The organism is Dokdonia sp. Asnod3-C12 (assembly GCF_045063975.1).
Classification (GTDB): domain Bacteria; phylum Bacteroidota; class Bacteroidia; order Flavobacteriales; family Flavobacteriaceae; genus Dokdonia.
Genome location: NZ_JBEFNY010000003.1, coordinates 1989704 through 2009014 on the forward strand (window position 1 = coordinate 1989704; position 19311 = coordinate 2009014).

General features: G+C 37.8%; 8 protein-coding genes. 6 read left to right on the plus strand and 2 right to left on the minus strand.

The features are described 5' to 3' along the window. Positions 1 to 533 precede the first annotated feature (533 nt). Both ACJJVW_RS09080 and ACJJVW_RS09085 read left to right on the plus strand, forming a co-directional pair. Positions 534 to 9089: a gliding motility-associated C-terminal domain-containing protein gene (locus tag ACJJVW_RS09080; protein WP_405251396.1), complete on the plus strand. Its 8556-nt coding sequence runs from the start codon at positions 534 to 536 to the stop codon at positions 9087 to 9089. Between the two features lie 11 nt (positions 9090 to 9100). Next, positions 9101 to 10021, plus strand: a complete 921-nt coding sequence (locus ACJJVW_RS09085; RefSeq protein WP_379952921.1) for a type IX secretion system membrane protein PorP/SprF — start codon at positions 9101 to 9103, stop codon at positions 10019 to 10021. A 78-nt stretch (positions 10022 to 10099) separates the two neighbouring features. Here ACJJVW_RS09085 and ACJJVW_RS09090 read toward each other — a convergent pair whose 3' ends face one another. Continuing rightward, on the minus strand, positions 10100 to 11062 hold the full coding sequence (locus ACJJVW_RS09090) for an electron transfer flavoprotein subunit alpha/FixB family protein (protein ID WP_405251397.1): 963 nt from the start codon (positions 11060 to 11062) through the stop codon (positions 10100 to 10102). Positions 11063 to 11146: 84 nt separating this feature from the next. Beyond that, a complete protein-coding gene (locus ACJJVW_RS09095; RefSeq protein WP_339849175.1) occupies positions 11147 to 11887 on the minus strand; it encodes an electron transfer flavoprotein subunit beta/FixA family protein in 741 nt (246 codons plus the stop codon). 251 nt (positions 11888 to 12138) lie between these two features. On the opposite strand from ACJJVW_RS09095, the gene ACJJVW_RS09100 reads away from it, so the two are divergent. The 4 genes from ACJJVW_RS09100 to ACJJVW_RS09115 all read left to right on the plus strand — a co-directional run bounded on the left by ACJJVW_RS09100 (position 12139) and on the right by ACJJVW_RS09115 (position 19181). After that, positions 12139 to 13116, plus strand: a complete 978-nt coding sequence (locus ACJJVW_RS09100; RefSeq protein ID WP_339849177.1) for a pyruvate dehydrogenase complex E1 component subunit beta — start codon at positions 12139 to 12141, stop codon at positions 13114 to 13116. A 173-nt stretch (positions 13117 to 13289) separates the two neighbouring features. Then, complete coding sequence (locus ACJJVW_RS09105) at positions 13290 to 15833, plus strand: DUF5686 family protein (RefSeq protein ID WP_405251398.1); 2544 nt, start codon at positions 13290 to 13292, stop codon at positions 15831 to 15833. 252 nt (positions 15834 to 16085) lie between these two features. Continuing rightward, positions 16086 to 16613: an inorganic diphosphatase gene (locus ACJJVW_RS09110; protein WP_298330261.1), complete on the plus strand. Its 528-nt coding sequence runs from the start codon at positions 16086 to 16088 to the stop codon at positions 16611 to 16613. A 141-nt stretch (positions 16614 to 16754) separates the two neighbouring features. Next, the gene (locus ACJJVW_RS09115) at positions 16755 to 19181 is read left to right on the plus strand and encodes a sodium-translocating pyrophosphatase (RefSeq protein ID WP_405251399.1); all 2427 of its coding nucleotides are present in this window, start codon (positions 16755 to 16757) and stop codon (positions 19179 to 19181) included. Positions 19182 to 19311: the final 130 nt, after the last annotated feature.

The following is a 19311-nucleotide window of genomic DNA, read 5'->3' on the forward strand; positions in this document are numbered from 1 at the left end:
AGCATTGTCATTAGCACTTTGTTCGTCACGGTCGAGATGCTTACAAATGGCAATTTCTGCTCATTTATGATGGAGGGTGGTACCGCTTTCGCGAAAGCGTAAAAAACTACTATTACCAGCAGAGCTTTTTTAAGAGATTACAACTATATGTTGTTATGCTATTTGCTGAATTGAAATAGTTATTTAAACATTTTAATAGGTAATGATGTTACTGGTTTAGGTTCTGCTTCCAGTTGTAAGCTGCTGAATAGTTTTCTTTAGAAATTTAGATGAGTTTAAGCTTTAATTAGCGTGCTTCATGTCAAGTTGTTGGTTCAAAATTAGGATTCACCAAACGATACGTTTTTAACATCGCAGGTCGTACAGATTATTTTATAGGTCGGAAGTTTAGAAAATAGCGGCAAAAATGCGATTAAGAGTTGTAAATATTCGATAAGGTGCATATTGGTAATCTAATTAGTTTGATGCAATATTGACCCCTTAAAATTTTGTTAAATTGCCTCGCTTAACCTTGTTCTAAATAACATCAAACATTGAAGTACGTATTATCTCTATTATTCATTATACTATTTAGTGGTGTTTACGGTCAAACTGTTGTCTGTGAGGGATCTCCTTGTACATCAAATGACTTTACACTAGATGATTTTTATTTAGCAGGTGAGGATGGAATTCCTTTTGGACCTGGGTATTGTGAACCAGGTAATCCTGTTAATGCAAACCTATGGATCAATTTTACGGCAAATACTGCTGCATCGAGATACTCCATGTACGTTCACTTCAATTTATACATAGATGGTCTTTTTGTAGATACTATTGACCAATGTTATTTTGAAAATACTCCAATACCGGTAAATGTAAGTTTGAATACTTATCAATTTTCTTGGACATGTGGTTCAGAAATTACCATGGAAGATTTTTACGTGTCATGGCAGCCTAATGGAAGTCGGGATTGTGATTGCACAAATGCGAGTTGTTATAATGAAGAGGTTATAACGGTTCTTGCGCCACTTATAGCAAACTATGATTTTTCTGTAAACTGTTCAGGAGATTATACAATAGATTTTGAGTCAACAACTTCGGGAGGATTGCCGCCTTATACATATTTATGGGATTTTGGAGATGGAACCACAAGTGCTGAAGAAACTCCTACTCATGTATTCCCAAATTCTGGTCCATTTACTGTTTCATTAGCAGTTTTTGATGCAGAAAACACAGATTCCTTTGAGCAGACAATTGTGAATTTTCCGGAATTAATAGACGTCTCTATAGACGATTTTACAAATGAGTCATGTCCAGGAGCAAGTGATGGAACTGCTACTGCTACTGTTTCAGGTGGCGAAATGCCCTATATTTATTCTTGGGATACGGTGCCTGTACAGACCACGCAAACAGCCACAGGCCTATCAAGTGGTGTTTATACTGTAACCGTTACTGATACAAATGGGTGTGTTTCCAGTGATAATGTCATTATAGGGGTTGATGATACTGCACCGCCAATTATTACTGCTCCACCAAATATAGTTATTGAAGGTTGTGCGACTGATGATGTTACAGGAGCCTTTCCATATGCAGTATCTAGCACCATACTAGCCGAAGCTCAATTTATTCTTGGGGGAGGAGCTGTAAGTGATGATGTTTCTATAGTTCAGATAGATTATATAGATACGCTATCTGGTACTTGTCCTCTTGTGATTTCTAGATTGTTTACTGTTACAGATGGTTGTGGGGCTACCGCAAGCGATACGCAGTTGATTACGATACAGGATACGACCTTACCTACTGCTTCAAATCTTCCGGATATTATGGTTTCATGTACAGCAGATGTCCCTATGCCTGATATTGCTGTCGTAACAGATGCCGCAGATAATTGTAGTGATGTAACGGTGACTTATGTTAATGATGTTTCTGACAATGCTACTTGTGCAGAAGTAATTACGAGAACTTATGTGGTAACGGATGCTTGTGGTAATACCTTTGACATTACTCAACAAATAATTATTAATGACGAGATTAATCCTACGGCCTCAAACCCTGCCTCTATTGAGGTTTTGTGTATTGAGGATGTTCCTTTGCCAGATGTTGCTGTTGTAACAGATGCTGCAGATAATTGTAGCGTTCCTACGGTGAATCACGAAGGGGATGTCTCTGATGGTAATACTTGTGGAGAGACCATTACACGAACTTACAGTGTGACCGACGCTTGTAATAATTCTATTGAAGTTATCCAGCTTATTGTTGTAAATGATACAGTTGATCCTACAGCGTCAAATCCTGCTCCTATTGAGGTTTCATGTGTTGAAGATATACCTACGCCTAATATCGCTGTTGTAATAGACGAGGCTGATAACTGTAGTGTTCCCGTTGTAGCTTTTGTTGAAGATGTTTCTGATGGAAATACTTGTGGAGAAACTATAACACGAACTTACAGTGTAACCGATGCTTGTGATAATTCAATAGTTGTTACTCAGCAAATTATTATAAACGATACAATTGACCCTACGGCATCAAATCCTGCGCCCATCGAGGTATCTTGTATTGCAGATGTTCCTGTACCTAATATTGCTGTTGTAATAGATGAGGATGATAATTGTAGTGTTCCCGTTGTGGAATTTGTTGAAGACATTTCTGATGGTAAGACTTGTGGAGAGACTATAACTCGAACTTACAGTGTAACCGATGCTTGTGATAATTCAATAATTGTTACTCAGCAAATTATTATAAACGATACAATAGATCCTACAGCTTCAAATCCTGCTCCTATTGAGGTTTCATGTGTTGGGGATGTTCCTTTGCCTGATGTTGCTGTTGTAACAGATGCTACAGATAATTGTAGTGTTCCTGTGGTAGAATTTATTGAAGATGTTTCTGATGGAAATACTTGTGGAGAGACGATAATTCGAACTTATAGTGTAACTGATGCTTGTGATAATTCAATAATTGTTATTCAGCAAATTATTATAAACGATACAATTAATCCTACAGCCTCAAATCCTGCTCCTATTGAAGTGTCGTGTGCTGCAGATATTCCTATGCCTGATGTTACTGTCGTAACAGATGCTGCAGATAATTGTACCACTCCTGTAGTAGCTTTTGTAGAAGATAATTCTGATAATGCTAATTGTGCGGAGGTAATTATACGAACTTATAGTGTGACGGATGCTTGTGATAACACCATAATTGTTACTCAACAAATTACTATCAACGACGAGGTTAATCCTACGGCATCAAATCCAGCTCCTATTGAGGTTTCATGTATAGAAGATGTTCCTTTGCCTGATGTTACTGTCGTATCAGATGCTGCAGATAATTGTAGTTCTCCTACGGTAAATTTTGAGAGTGATGTCTCAGATGGTAATACTTGTGGAGAGATCATAACGAGAACTTATAGTGTAACCGACGCTTGTAATAACTCAATTGAAGTAACTCAGCTTATTGTTATAAATGATACAATTGATCCTACAGCCTCAAATCCTGCGCCTATTATTGTTTCTTGTGATGCGGGAATTCCATCTCCAAATGGTACTGTAGTTATAGATGCCTTAGATAATTGTGGTACTCCTACAGTTTCTTTTGTGTCTGATTTTTCCAATGGTACCTGCCCTCAGGTAATAACAAGAACGTATCGTGTGACTGATTTCTGTGGAAATTATGTAGACGTGGAACAGGAGCTGATTTTTGATGATACGGAAGCTCCATTATTAAATACACCATTTGATGAAACTCTTACAGTAAACTGTAATAGTATCCCTGAAGTACCAACCTTGGATTTTATTGATAATTGTTCTGTTGACTTGATGATTTCTTTTAATGAGGAAGATACAAATGTTAATGGTATAGATGATTATGAAATAACTCGAACATGGACAGTTGCAGATAACTGTGGAAATCAAAGTGTTTTTACTCAGGTGATAAGCGTTTTAAATGCAGATTGTTCTGTTACTAATTGTGCATTTGCTTGTGGAGGTTCAGATACAATTTTACCCACGGCTTCAAACCCATCTACTACTATTGTTGGTTGTAACGATGATATTCCCCCTGTTGATATATCGGTAGTGACTGATGCAAATGACAATTGCAGTAGTCCTGTTGTCGCTTTTGTTTCAGAAGTTATTAGTATTGATTGTTTTGAAACTGTGGTTAGAACCTATAGCATAACTGATGGATGTGGTAATTTTATTACTGTTGAACATACAATCTCTGTTGTGGATAACGATTTGCCTACTGCTTCAAATCCCCCTAATATCGAGGTTTCATGTATTGCAGATGTACCTCTAATAGATGTAAATGTAGTAGTCGATGAGGCCGATAATTGTGGGGTGCCTACAGTGACCTTTGTGTCAGAAGTGTCGAATAATGATTGTACTCAGAATGTAGTAAGAACCTACCGTGTTACCGATAGATGTGGAAACTTTATCGACGTCACTCAGAACATTGTTGTAAATGATGATGTTGATCCTACAGCATCAAATCCAGCTACTATTGAGGTTTCTTGTATTGAAGATGTTCCTACACCTAATATTGCTGTTGTTATTGATGAAGCTGATAACTGCAGTGTTCCCTTTGTAGCGTTTGTTAAAGATGAATCTGATGGAAATACTTGTGGAGAGACTATAACACGTACGTACAGTGTAACCGACGCTTGTAATAATTCTATTGAAGTGACTCAGCTTATTGTTGTAAATGATGATGTTGATCCTACAGCATCAAATCCAGCTCCTATTGAGGTTTCTTGTATTGCAGATGTTCCGACTCCTAATATTGCTGTTGTAATAGATGAGGCTGATAACTGTAGTGTTCCTGTGGTAGCTTTTGTTGAAGATGTTTCTGATGGAAATACTTGTGGAGAGACTATAACGCGAACTTACAGTGTAACCGATGCTTGTGATAATTCAATAATTGTTACTCAGCAAATTATTATAAACGATATAATAGACCCTACAGCATCAAATCCTGCACCCATCGAGGTTTCTTGTGTTGCAGATGTTCCTGTACCTAATATTGCTGTTGTAATAGATGCCTTAGATAATTGTAGTGTTCCCGTGGTGGAGTTTGTTGAAGATGTTTCTGATGGCAATACTTGTGGAGAGACTATAACGCGAACTTACAGCGTCACCGATGCTTGTGATAATTCAATAATTGTTACTCAGCAAATTATTATAAACGATATAATTAATCCTACAGCCTCAAATCCAGCTCCTATTCAGGTTTCATGTATAGAAGATATTCCTGTGCCTGATGCTACTGTCGTAACAGATGCTGCAGATAATTGTAGCACTCCCGTAGTAGCTTTTGTAGAAGATAATTCTGATAATGCTAATTGTGCGGAGGTAATTACGCGAACCTATAGTGTAACCGATGCTTGTGATAATACCATAATTGTTACTCAACAAATTACGATCAACGACGAGGTTGATCCTACAGCCTCAAATCCAGCTCCTATTCAGGTTGCCTGTATAGAAGATATTCCTATGCCTGATGTTACTGTCGTAACAGATGCTGCGGATAATTGTAGTGCTCCCACTGTAAATTTCGAGGGTGATGTCTCAGATGGAAATAATTGTGGAGAGACCATAACGAGAACTTATAGTGTAACCGATGCTTGTGATAATTCAATTGAAGTAACTCAGCTTATTATTATAAATGATGAGATTAACCCTACGGCATCAAATCCAGCTCCTATTGAGGTATCTTGTATTGCAGATGTTCCGACTCCTAATATTGCTGTTGTAATAGATGAGGCTGATAACTGTAGTGTTCCTGTGGTAGCTTTTGTTGAAGATGTTTCTGATGGTAATATTTGTGGAGAGACTATAACGCGAACTTACAGTGTAACCGATGCTTGTGATAATTCAATAATTGTTACTCAGCAAATTATTATAAACGATACAATTGCTCCTACGGCATCAAATCCTGCACCCATCGAGGTTTCTTGTATTACAGATGTTCCTGTACCTAATATTGCTGTTGTAATAGATGAGGCTGATAATTGTAGTGTTCCCGTGGTGGAGTTTGTTGAAGATGTTTCTGATGGCAATACTTGTGCAGAGACCATTTCTCGAACTTATAGCGTCACCGATGCTTGTGATAATTCAATAATTGTTACTCAGCAAATTATTATAAACGACACAATTAACCCAACAGCTTCAGATCCTGCTTCTGCTGAAGTTTCATGTGCTGCAGATGTTCCTATGCCTGATATTAGTGTGGTGACAGATGCTGCCGATAATTGTAGCGCTCCTACAGTTTCTTTTATTGAAGATGTTTCTAATGGAAATACCTGTGGAGAGACAATTGAGCGTACTTATCTTGTATCGGACGATTGTGATAATTCAATAATTGTTACTCAGCAAATTATTATAAACGACACAATTAACCCAACAGCTTCAGATCCTTCTCCTATTGAAGTTTCATGTGCTGCAGATATTCCTATGCCTGATATTAGTGTGGTGGCAGATGCTGCCGATAATTGTAGCGCTCCTACAGTTTCTTTTATTGAAGATGTTTCTAATGGAAATACCTGTGGAGAGACAATTGAGCGTACTTATCTTGTATCGGACGATTGTGATAATTCTATAGTTGTCACTCAGTTTATTATTATTAATGATACGATAGCACCTACAGCCTCAAATCCAGTTCCTATTGAAGTTTCATGTGTTGCAGATATTCCTATGCCAGATATTAGTGTGGTGACGGATGCTGCCGATAATTGCAGTGCTCCTACAGTTTCTTTTATTGAAGATGTTTCTAATGGAAACACCTGTGGAGAGACAATTGAGCGTACTTATCTTGTGACTGACGCTTGTAATAATTATCTAGTTGTCACTCAGCGTATTATTATTAATGATACAGTAGCACCTACAGCTTCAGATCCAGCTCTTATTGAAGTTTCTTGTGCTTCAGATGTTCCTATGCCTGATATTAGTGTGGTGACGGATGCTGCCGATAATTGCAGTACTCCTACCGTTTCTTTTATTGAAGATGTTTCTGATGGTAATTCTTGTGGCGAGACTATCGAGCGTACTTATCTTGTATCTGACGCTTGTAATAATTCTCTAGTTGTCACTCAGCGTATCATTATTAATGATACAATAGCGCCTACAGCCTCAGACCCAGCTTTTATTGAAGTTTCCTGTGCAGCAGAAGTTCCTATGCCCGATATTAGTGTGGTGATAGATGCAGCGGATAATTGTAGTGCTCCTACGGTTTCTTTTATTGAAGATGTCTTTGATGGAAATTCTTGTGGAGGGGCAATTAGGAGGATTTACAGTGTAACTGACACTTGTGATAATTCTATAGTTGTCACTCAGCTTATCACCATTAATGATACGATTGCGCCTACAGCCTCAGATCCAGCTCCGATGGAATTCTCATGTATTGAAGAAGTTCCTATGCCCGATATTAGTGTGGTGACAGATGCAGCGGATAATTGTAGTGCTCCTACGGTTTCTTTTATTGAAGATGTCTTTGATGGCAATTCTTGTGGAGGGGCAATTAGGAGGACTTACAGTGTAACTGACATTTGTGATAATTCTATGGTTGTCACTCAGCTTATCACTATTAACGATACGATTGCGCCTACAGCCTCAGATCCAGCTCCTATGGGATTCTCATGTGTTGCAGATGTTCCTATGCCAGATATTAGTGTGGTAACGGATGCTGCCGATAATTGCAGTGCTCCTACAGTTTCTTTTATTGAAGATGTTTCTAATGGAGATACCTGTGGCGAGACTATTGAGCGTACTTATCTTGTGACTGACGCTTGTAATAATTCTATAGTTGTCACTCAGCGTATTATTATTAATGATACAGTAGCACCTACAGCTTCAGATCCAGCTCTTATTGAAGTTTCTTGTGCTTCAGATGTTCCTATGCCTGATATTAGTGTGGTGACGGATGCTGCCGATAATTGCAGTACTCCTACCGTTTCTTTTATTGAAGATGTTTCTGATGGTAATTCTTGTGGCGAGACTATCGAGCGTACTTATCTTGTATCGGACGCTTGTAATAATTCTAAAGTTGTCACTCAGCGTATCATTATTAATGATACAATAGCGCCTACAGCCTCAGATCCGGATTCTATGGAATTCTCATGTATTGAAGAAGTTCCTATGCCCGATATTAGTGTGGTGACAGATGCTGCCGATAATTGTAGTACTCCTACAGTTACATTTGAGGGTGATGTTTCTGATGGGAATACTTGTGGAGAGACTATCGAGCGTACTTATCTTGTGACTGACGCTTGTGGTAATTTTTTGGAGGTTGTTCAGCTCATTTTTGTTAACGATGAAATAGCACCAGTACTAATTTCTGATTATGAACCTATTGTTGATGTGCTTTGTGGTGATATACCAAGTGTTCCGGAATTAATTTTTGAAGATAACTGTGGTGGGAAAGTGAATGTTAATTATAGTGAGACATCAGATCAGTCTGCAAACCCGGATAATTATACCATAATAAGAACATGGGAGGTCGAAGATTTGTGTGGAAATGGACTAGTAACCACTCAATTGATTAATGTGTCTAATGAAGATGAAATCGAGTTTTCAAACTTATCATATTGTATTGAAGATACTGGTATTCTTTTAGATTCCTTGATTTCTAATACAAATGGAACTTGGACGATTCCTGAAGAATTTATTATTGAGAATGGAGCAATACAACCTTCTCAAACTCCTTTAGGTGAATACTCTCTTGTTTATGAGATTATAAGTGGAGATTGTAGCTTGACTCAAATCTTTAATGTGTCAATTAATGATGGCTGTATAGTCCCTCCTGATTGTAGCAGTAAAGAAAATGTAAAAATCTCTAAAGTCGTTACTCCTAATTTTGATGGCAATAATGATTTCTTTGAAGTAGCTCTAATATATCAAGGCGATTGTAATTTTTCGATTGACGTACAAATTTTTAATAGATGGGGTAATCTGGTGTATGAAGCACAAAATTATGAGAATAACTGGAGCGGAGAGTCGCCAAATGCGTCATTTGGAAATGCAAATAGGCTTCCTTCTGGGACATATTACTATATCGTTTCTTTAAATAATAGTGACTTGTCACCTATACAAGGCTACATTTATTTAGGATCAGAATAATATAAAAGAAAATGAAACTCAATTTAAAGCTTATAATGATTAGTTTTCTACTCCTTTTAGGGTTAGGAAAGTCATATGGGCAACAACTTCCGCAGTTTAGCCAGTATATGTACAACACAATAGTTGTTAATCCTGCTTATGCAGGAACTAAGGAGACTATTAATATAATGGCTTTACATAGGAGTCAGTGGGTTGGTGTAAAAGGTGCTCCTGTTACTCAGTTTGCATCCATACACGCACCTATCTCAGAAAAAAACTTAGGAGGAGGTATCTCATTCGTTAATGATAAGCTGGGATACGAAAACTCTGCACACATTTATGCAGATCTTTCATATACTATTAGAACCTCGTATACTACATTATTATCATTTGGTTTAAAAGCAGGAACAAGCCATTATAATATAGATCAAGATCTACTTAGTGATCCTGAAATTATTCAAGATGTCTTTTTTAATGATAAATTAAATAGTTGGAATTTTAACGTAGGAGCAGGTGTATTTCTTGATGGAGAATCATGGTATTTGGGTTTTGCTATACCTCGCCTTAAAAATCACGATAGAAATAAAAGTCCTTTTTATAGTTCATTAGAAAGAGTAAACTATTTTGTAAATGGAGGTATTGTACACGAAGTTAGTCCGTGGTTGACTTTAAAGCCTACTTTTATGGTTAAAATGACAAATGGTGCTCCAGTATCTGTAGATGTGACGCTTAATGCGCTCTTAGAGGATAGATTTTGGCTTGGTGCCACCTATAGACATAAAGATGCATTAGGAGCTATAGGATCGTTTAATATAACAGATGAGTTTAGTATCGGTTATGCTTATGAGTACAATACTTCGGCCTTGTCTAGTTACTCTTTTGGATCTCATGAATTACTACTTACTTATAATCTAAAGTTTAGAGATAACTGTAGATGTGCAGATCTATATTAGGACAAAACATCAAATAAAAAAAAGCGCCTTTTGCATAAAAGGCGCTTTTTCTTTATTCGTTAATACGGAAATTTTTTCTTAAGAATTTGCAGCTTTAAATGCTCTTAATTTCTCATTAAGTTCTGGAACAACTTCAAAAGCATCTCCTACGATTCCATAATCTGCAGCCTTAAAGAAAGGAGCTTCTGGATCGTTGTTGATTACTACTTTTACTTTAGAAGAGTTAATCCCTGCAAGGTGCTGTATAGCTCCAGAGATACCTATAGCGATATACAAGTTAGACGCTACTGGCTTACCAGTTTGTCCTACGTGCTCACCATGAGGTCTCCATCCTAGATCTGACACAGGCTTAGAACAAGCTGTTGCTGCTCCAAGAATATCTGCCATTTCTTCTATCATTCCCCAGTTTTCTGGTCCTTTAAGACCACGACCTGCCGATACTACAACCTCTGCATCTGCAATAGATACTTTATCTGTTGCTTTATCTACAGACTGTACTTCTACACCAAAATCTCCAAGCTCTGGAGAAAAGTCTTCTGTTGCTGCTGCTCCAGAAGCTTCTTTAAGACCATAAGCGTTTTGCCCAAGTCCTACAATTTTTATTGTTGTAGTTATTTCTGTGTGGCTAAAAGCCTTGTTTGTAAAAGCTGTACGCTTTACTGTAAATGGAGAAGCACTTTCTGGGAGTGATACTACATTTGATGCATATCCTGCCTCTAGCGCTACCGCTAGAAGAGGTGCAAGATACTTAGCATTTGCACTCTGTGTAAGTACTACTACTTGAGCACCTTCTGCCTTTGCAGCGGCTGCGATTCCTTTTGCGTAAGCTGCAGCATTAAATGCATCTAGCTTCGCGTCTTTTATGTTAAGAACTTTATCTACTCCGTAAGTTCCTAATGGTGCAGTATCTCCACCATTTACGGCAACTGCAGTTACAGATGTTCCCATCATATCTGCAATTCCTTTTGCATAAGAAGCAACTTCTAAAGAAGCTTTCTTAAACACTCCGTTTTCTGATTCTGTATATACTAAAACTGACATATTTATAAGAATTTCCAAAGAGGCGAACACGTGGTTCAACTATTCGGTATTATTATTATTAGATTAAAAAGTTACCTACGTAAATTAGATAGCTTTTGCTTCGTTGTGTAACAGGTCGATTAACTCGTCTACTGTTTCTACAAGTTTAACAGCTCCTTTAGGTGCAGGCTTTTCAAAAGAAACAGCATTTGTTTCGGTTTCAGCGCCAGAAGGTTCTACTACGTTTAAAGGCTTTTTACGTGCCATCATGATTCCTCTCATGTTAGGAATACGTAGGTCGCTTTCTTCTACAAGACCTTTTTGACCTCCTATTACAAGAGGAAGCGAAGTCTTTACAGTTTCTTTTCCGCCATCTATTTCTCTAGTAGCAGTAGCAGTTGTCCCGTCTACATCTAGTGAGATACATGTATTTACAAAGTTTGCTCCTGTAAGTCCAGCAAGCATTCCAGGTACCATACCGCCGTTGTAATCAATAGATTCACGACCTGCAATTACTAGGTCATACCCTCCATCTTGAACAACTTTTGCAAGTTCCTTTGCTACTTGAAAACCATCTTTTGCTTCCACATTCACACGGATTGCAGTATCTGCTCCTATTGCAAGTGCTTTACGCAATGTAGGTTCTGTTTCTGGTCCTCCTACGTTAATCACGTCTACAGAGGCTCCTTGTTTTTCTTTAAACCACATAGCACGTGTCAATCCAAACTCATCGTTTGGGTTGATTACAAATTGAACACCGTTAGTATCAAATTTTGTATCTCCGTCTGTGAAGTTAATTTTTGATGTCGTATCAGGTACGTGACTGATGCACACTAATATTTTCATAGAATTTATATTTTATATAAAGGTACGCTTTCGCGAAAGCGTAATCCTAAACTATTTCGTTTTCGTAACAAAAATAACATAAAAAAGTATAATTTACTGTGCGTGCATAGTAAAATTTTACAAAAATGTAATTTATTGAGGTTTTGGAATTGCTTATTTTTGTGATTGTTAAAAGAAGACAATATTAATAAGGTAATTTTCAGTGTTAGGAGAAGCCTTGATTAAATTTCCGCCAGAGCGGTTTATATACTATGAGAACAATCCAGTTTAGAGAAGCCATTTGTGAGGCAATGAGCGAAGAAATGCGCCGTGATGAATCTGTTTATTTAATGGGTGAAGAGGTAGCAGAATATAATGGAGCTTATAAAGCCTCAAAAGGAATGCTAGACGAGTTTGGAGCAGATAGAGTTATTGATACTCCTATTGCAGAGCTTGGTTTTGGAGGAATAGGTGTAGGTAGCACAATGACAGGATTACGACCTATTATTGAGTACATGACCTTCAACTTCTCATTAGTAGGTATTGATCAAATTATAAACAACGCTGCCAAAATCAGACAAATGTCTGGTGGTCAGTTTCCTTGTCCTATAGTTTTCCGTGGTCCTACAGGATCTGCAGGGCAACTAGGAGCAACACACTCTCAAGCTTTTGAAAACTGGTTTGCAAATACGCCAGGTCTTAAAGTAGTAGTGCCATCTAATCCTTATGATGCAAAAGGACTTTTAAAAGCAGCAATACGTGATAACGATCCTGTGATTTTCATGGAGTCTGAGCAGATGTATGGTGATAAAGGAGAAGTGCCTGATGGAGAATATGTATTACCTATAGGTGTTGCAGATATTAAACGTGAAGGGAAAGATGTAACTATCGTTTCTTTTGGAAAGATTATTAAGGAAGCCTACAAAGCGGCAGATCAACTTGCAGAGGAAGGGATTTCTTGTGAGATTATTGATTTACGTACGGTAAGACCTTTAGATAAAGAAGCTATTTTTGAGTCTGTAAGAAAAACAAACAGACTTGTGATTCTTGAAGAGGCTTGGCCTTTTGGGAATGTTTCAACAGAAATTACATATCAAGTACAAGCGCATTGTTTTGATCATTTAGATGCTCCTATACAACGTATAAATACAGCAGATACACCTGCGCCTTACTCACCAGTATTACTTAAAGAGTGGTTGCCTAACAGCGACGACGTGGTAAATGCGGTTAGAAAGGTGATGTATAAATAATATTTTCGCGAAAGCGGAATAAGATTTAATCCCTTTCATAACCGGAAGGGATTTTTTAATTTATTACATCCTTGAGTAAGGTTGTGGTAGATGTACTGTCAAAGAATCGATATTACACAATTATAAACCGATGGTGTCCCCAATTTTTAGGCTATCCTCACAGATTATTTAGTATGAAATATAATTTTTTTCTCATTATTGCTAGCGTGTTTTGTGTAGCAAGTTTATTTGGTCAAACCAAAGTGAGTGGTGAGATTTTTGACGCAGATGGTAACGGTCTACCTTTTGTAAATGTCATATTTGTAGGGTCTAACGAGGGTACGATAACTAATGAAGATGGACGTTTTTATCTAGAGTCTGACCAGACCTGGGATCAAGTGCGATTTTCTTTTATAGGATTTTCAAATAAGGTAGTTGACCTAAGTGAGAAGGTGAATTATGAGATGAAAGTAACGCTAGAAGAGGAGGCAGGAGCACTAGACGAGGTAGTCATATTTACAGGAAAAACAGATAAGAAAAATAACCCAGCGGTAGATATACTACGTAAAATATGGGCAAACAAGCGTCAGAACGGATTGAGACAGTACAAGCAGTATGCTTATGATAAGTATGAAAAGCTAGAGTTTGATCTTAACACTATTGATAGCTCGCTTATCAATAGCCGCATCTTTAGAGGGATGGAGTTTATCTTCGAGCAGACAGACACAAGCCGTATTACTGGAAAAACTTACCTACCTATTTTTGTAAACGAAGCATTTTCAAAAGTATATGGGGATAATGAGATTAATAAGGAAAAGGAGATTCTAGAGGGGAACAAGAATAGTGGTTTTAGTGAGAATCAAACTATCATAGGTTTTGTAAAAAGTTTATACAGTGATTATGATATCTATGATAACTACCTACAGTTTTTTGACAAGAGTTTTACAAGTCCAATTTCTCGTACAGGTATCCAAACCTATAACTATGTACTTGCAGATAGTGCTTACATCAATAATAAGTGGTGTTATAACATTATCTACTACCCTAGACGTAAAAACGAACTGACCTTTAAAGGAGATTTCTGGGTTAATGACTCTACATGGGCTATTAAGGAAATCAATATGCAGCTTTCTAAAAGTGCAAATGTAAACTGGGTAAAAGAGATTTACATGGAGCAAGAATTTGATATCGTAAATGATAGCACCTTCTTACTTTCAAGAGATTACTTTTTATCTGATTTCGCTTTGCGCGAAAAAGAGGAGTCCAGAGGTATGTACGGTAAGCGTACTACGTTATATGATAATCACAGCTTTGACAACAAGCTAGAAAAGGACTTTTACGACAGACAGGTGTATAACTATGATAAAGATGTTTTTAATCGTAGTGATGAGTTCTGGCAAGAAAATAGAAAAGAGGCACTTAGTAAAGATGAGCTAGGAGTTTATAAGATGCTTGACACCTTAAAAACGGTAAAGAAATTTAAAAATCTTTACAACCTAGGTTCTATTCTTGCATCTGGATACTATGAAATCCCAAGTTTAAACTTTGATTACGGTCCTATATTCTCAACCTTTGGATTTAATGAGGTAGAGGGATTACGTGTGCGCACGGGAGGCAGAACTTATTTCTCACAGAATGATCCATGGAGATTAGAAGGATTTCTAGCCTACGGATTTAAGGACAAAAAAGGAAAATTTGGAATCTCAGGAAAATGGCTACTAGACAAGAAAAGTAGGTTTATTGTCTCTGGTGGATATAGACAAGATGTGGAGCAAATAGGAGCGAGTCTTACTACGTCTCGAGATGTGTTAGGGAGAAATCTTGCATCATCTTCACTAGTAAATACTGCGACAAATGATAAGCTTACCTCAATCAAGCTAGCAAATATTGCAGCAGAAGTAGAGATCGTGCGTAACCTCCAAGTAAGAGCAGACTTTTCTGTGAGAACTTTAGAGTCGGCTTCAGAAACCTTTAGCCTAGATTATTTTACAGATAACACGCAAACTACCACTACAGGAGAGTTGAAACAAGCAGAAGTGGTCCTTACCACTATCTGGGAGCCAGGAAAGAAAACTTCAGGATTTGGAGTAGAGCGTAGGGTGACTAATGAGTGGTTCCCTAGTTTTTATGCGAGCTATACACGTGGACTAGAAGGGACACTTGATAGCGACTTTGCTTATGATAAAGTACAGTTTTCTGCAAGAAAGGCAATACGTATAGGGGGTCTAGGTACTTTAACAGCATCGACAGAAATAGGTAAAACATTTGATGAGGTGCCGTTAGCGTTATTAAGTCCAGTACCGGGTAACCAGTCGCTGTTTTCAATCTTCAATACCTTTAGCCAGCTTAATTTTTATGAGTTTACAACAGATGAGTATGCCTCATTACAGCTAGAACATAACTTTGGAGGGCGTATTTTTAATCGTATTCCATTGCTTAAAAATTTGAATCTACGTGAGATTGTAAGCGTGCGTGGTGTGATAGGAAATATCTCTCAAGGGAATATAGACTTAAACCGTCCAGCGTTTGAGAGTTTACTATTTGAAGAAGGACAACCTATTACAGCAATAACTCCGAGCATGGTAGCTCCATCTGTAGAGCCATATTATGAGTATAGTGTAGGAGTGGGTAACATTTTTAAGGTGTTCCGTATTGACCTTAACTTTAGAGGAAATTATAATTCTGTTCCAGATGCGAGGAAGATAGGAGTGACAGGGAGTTTTGGGTTTTATTTTTAACGGGATACTTCTTGTGGGATAGCTTGTTAGCATTTTTAAAAGCATGTCTTTTTTGAAGCCATAACCTAATCTTAACGCATCATAATTTGGCTAAATCGCTATTTCAGCGTATTTTTGCACGCCTTAAGAAATATGTTTTAAAGTAAATGGTTGTTATGCAGTTGTTTAATAAAGTGTAAGCTTAGGAAATTGTGAACTAATTGACACATTTCTCATGTATTTAAATACGAGAGATTTGAAATATAATATATTATGACAGCAGATAAAGTAACAACATTTGACGTATTAGTAGAGATTCCTAAGGGAAGCCGTAACAAGTATGAGTACGATTTTAAATTAAAGAGAATGCGTTACGATCGTATGATTTTCTCTTCCATGATGTACCCAGCAGATTATGGTTTTATTCCAGAAACTCTTGCGCTAGATGGTGATCCTCTTGATGTATTAGTATTAGTTACAGAGCCTACTTTTCCAGGTTGTGTGATTGAAGTAAAGCCTATCGGAGTATTCCACATGGCAGATGAAAAAGGACCAGATGAAAAAGTAATCTGTGTCCCAGTAAGTGATCCTTCTGCTAGTAAGCTTACAGATCTTTCTGACTGTAACCCACACTTAATAAAAGAGATTGAGCACTTCTTTCAAGTATATAAAGATCTTGAAGATAAGAAAGTAGACGTAGGTGGATGGGGAGATGTTCATGAAGCGAAAGCAATTATTCAAAAATGTATCGAACGTTACGAAGAATCTGATGTTCCTGTAGAAGAAGTTACTATCAAATAGATACTTTTTCATAATAAAGAATTAGTCAAAAAAAGCAGCCTAAAGGCTGCTTTTTTTGTTCTATCTTATTTCCTACATTAGTAGTTGTTAAATATTTTAAGGATTTATTTAAGAATCCCTTGTAAAAACACCTAATAATATATGGAATCAATAATGATTTATGTGCCTATCGCACTAGCATTACTCGGGTTGATCTACATGCTCGTAAAAAAATCTTGGGTAATGAAACAAGACGCCGGAGACGGTAAGATGAAAGAGATTTCTGATCACATCTACGAAGGTGCGCTTGCCTTTCTTAATGCAGAATACAAGCTCCTCACCATTTTTGTAATTATTGTAAGTGTCTTACTTGCAATTGTATCATTTGTAGTTCCCACTACACACTGGCTCATTGTAATCGCATTTATATGTGGTGCTGTTTTTTCTGCTTTTGCAGGAAATATAGGGATGAAAATAGCCACAAAAACAAACGTGCGTACTACGCAGGCTGCAAGAACTAGTTTACCTAATGCACTTAAAATCTCCTTTGGTGGAGGTACTGTGATGGGACTAGGAGTTGCAGGATTGGCAGTATTGGGTCTTACGGCTTTCTTTATCTTTTTCTTTCACTTCTTCATGGGTGGCGTGTGGACTAACACGACAGATATGACGGTAGTTCTTGAAACGTTAGCAGGCTTCTCACTGGGAGCTGAGTCTATCGCTTTATTTGCGCGTGTAGGTGGAGGTATTTATACCAAAGCGGCAGATGTAGGTGCAGATCTTGTAGGTAAAGTCGAAGCAGGTATACCAGAAGATGACCCACGTAATCCAGCGACTATAGCAGATAATGTGGGAGATAACGTAGGAGATGTTGCCGGTATGGGAGCAGATTTATTTGGTTCTTATGTTGCTACAGTGCTTGCGGCAATGGTTCTTGGTAATTATGTGATAAAAGATATGGGCGGAAGCATTACAGATGCCTTCGGAGGAATAGGTCCTATTTTATTACCTATGGCAATTGCAGGTGTAGGAATCATCATTTCTATTATAGGTACCATGCTGGTGAAAATTAAAAGTAACGATGCAAAGGAGTCTGAGGTCATGGGTGCGCTCAACATAGGTAACTGGACTTCTATAGTGCTCGTTGCTATTGCGTGTTTTGCACTTTGTAAGTGGATGCTACCTGAAACTATGCAAATGGAATTTTTTGGAGAAGGAATTCAAGAGATCTCATCTATGCGTGTCTTTTATGCAACAATCGTAGGATTAGTTGTAGGAGCGGTGATATCATCTGTGACGGAGTATTACACAGGGTTAGGTAAGTCACCTATCCTTAAGATAGTGCAACAATCAAGCACTGGGGCAGGTACAAATATCATTGCAGGTCTTGCAACAGGAATGATTTCTACGTTTCCTTCCGTACTGCTATTTGCAGCTGCCATCTGGGCGTCATATGCATTTGCAGGATTTTATGGAGTAGCACTAGCAGCTTCTGCCATGATGGCAACGACGGCAATGCAACTAGCAATAGATGCCTTTGGACCTATATCTGATAACGCCGGAGGGATTGCAGAGATGAGTGAGCAAGAGCCTATTGTACGTGAGCGAACAGATGTTTTAGATTCTGTGGGTAATACAACGGCGGCTACAGGTAAAGGGTTTGCAATAGCATCTGCAGCATTAACTTCACTAGCGCTTTTTGCGGCCTATGTAACTTTTACAGATATAGATGGTATTAATATTTTTAAAGCACCTGTTCTTGCAATGTTATTTGTGGGTGGTATGGTACCCGTAGTATTCTCTGCCCTTGCCATGAATGCGGTGGGTAAAGCAGCCATGGAAATGGTGGAGGAAGTACGCAGACAGTTTAGAGAGATTCCGGGTATCATGGAAGGTACTGGAAAACCTGAGTATGATAAATGTGTGGCTATTTCTACAAAAGCGTCACTCAAGGAAATGATGCTTCCTGGAGTACTTACTATAGGTTTTCCATTAGTAATAGCTTTTTTACCTATGTTATTTGGGATGGAGCATAAAGCGATTGCAGAGATGCTAGGAGGATATATGGCGGGAGTAACCGTAAGTGGCGTGTTATGGGCAATATTCCAAAACAATGCTGGAGGCGCATGGGATAACGCAAAAAAATCATTTGAAGCAGGAGTAGAAATAAATGGTGAGATAACTTTTAAAGGCTCAGATGCACATAAGGCTGCGGTAACTGGTGATACGGTAGGAGATCCTTTCAAAGATACATCTGGACCTTCTATGAATATATTAATAAAACTTACATGTTTAATAGGTTTAGTGATTGCTCCCATATTAGGTAGTCATGGTGACGAAGGACTCGCAATCACTGCTCCGGATGGTGCCGTTATTGAGATTACTCAAGATGGTCGGATAAAAGAATCTAGGGAAGTAAAAAAAGAAGTTCGCTTCTCCATGGCAGAACAAAATGGACAATTTGTAGGAACGGTCACCATTATTACGGATGATAATGGGGAGGTGAGTACGACCAAAAAGGAATTTATGGGTACAGAAGCTCAGGTTAAACAGCAAATGGATGATTATGAAAAGGAAATAATAAACTAACATTCAAGTAATTCAAAACTAAAGCGAGCCAATTAGGCTCGCTTTTTTTATAACTAATTGGTATGGAGGTATAATGGTGTGTGTAATGTGATTTCTTAACAAACCTTTATTGTCATATTAATATACTTTA

Excerpts from the sequence above, each read along its gene's own strand:
- ACJJVW_RS09095 (WP_339849175.1), bottom strand. The coding sequence starts at position 11,887 with ATGAAAATATTAGTGTGCATCAGTCACGTACCTGATACGACATCAAAA.
- ACJJVW_RS09110 (WP_298330261.1), top strand. The coding sequence starts at position 16,086 with ATGACAGCAGATAAAGTAACAACATTTGACGTATTAGTAGAGATTCCT.
- ACJJVW_RS09085 (WP_379952921.1), top strand. The coding sequence starts at position 9,101 with ATGAAACTCAATTTAAAGCTTATAATGATTAGTTTTCTACTCCTTTTA.
- ACJJVW_RS09105 (WP_405251398.1), top strand. The coding sequence starts at position 13,290 with ATGAAATATAATTTTTTTCTCATTATTGCTAGCGTGTTTTGTGTAGCA.
- ACJJVW_RS09100 (WP_339849177.1), top strand. The coding sequence starts at position 12,139 with ATGAGAACAATCCAGTTTAGAGAAGCCATTTGTGAGGCAATGAGCGAA.
- ACJJVW_RS09115 (WP_405251399.1), top strand. The coding sequence starts at position 16,755 with ATGGAATCAATAATGATTTATGTGCCTATCGCACTAGCATTACTCGGG.
- ACJJVW_RS09090 (WP_405251397.1), bottom strand. The coding sequence starts at position 11,062 with ATGTCAGTTTTAGTATATACAGAATCAGAAAACGGAGTGTTTAAGAAA.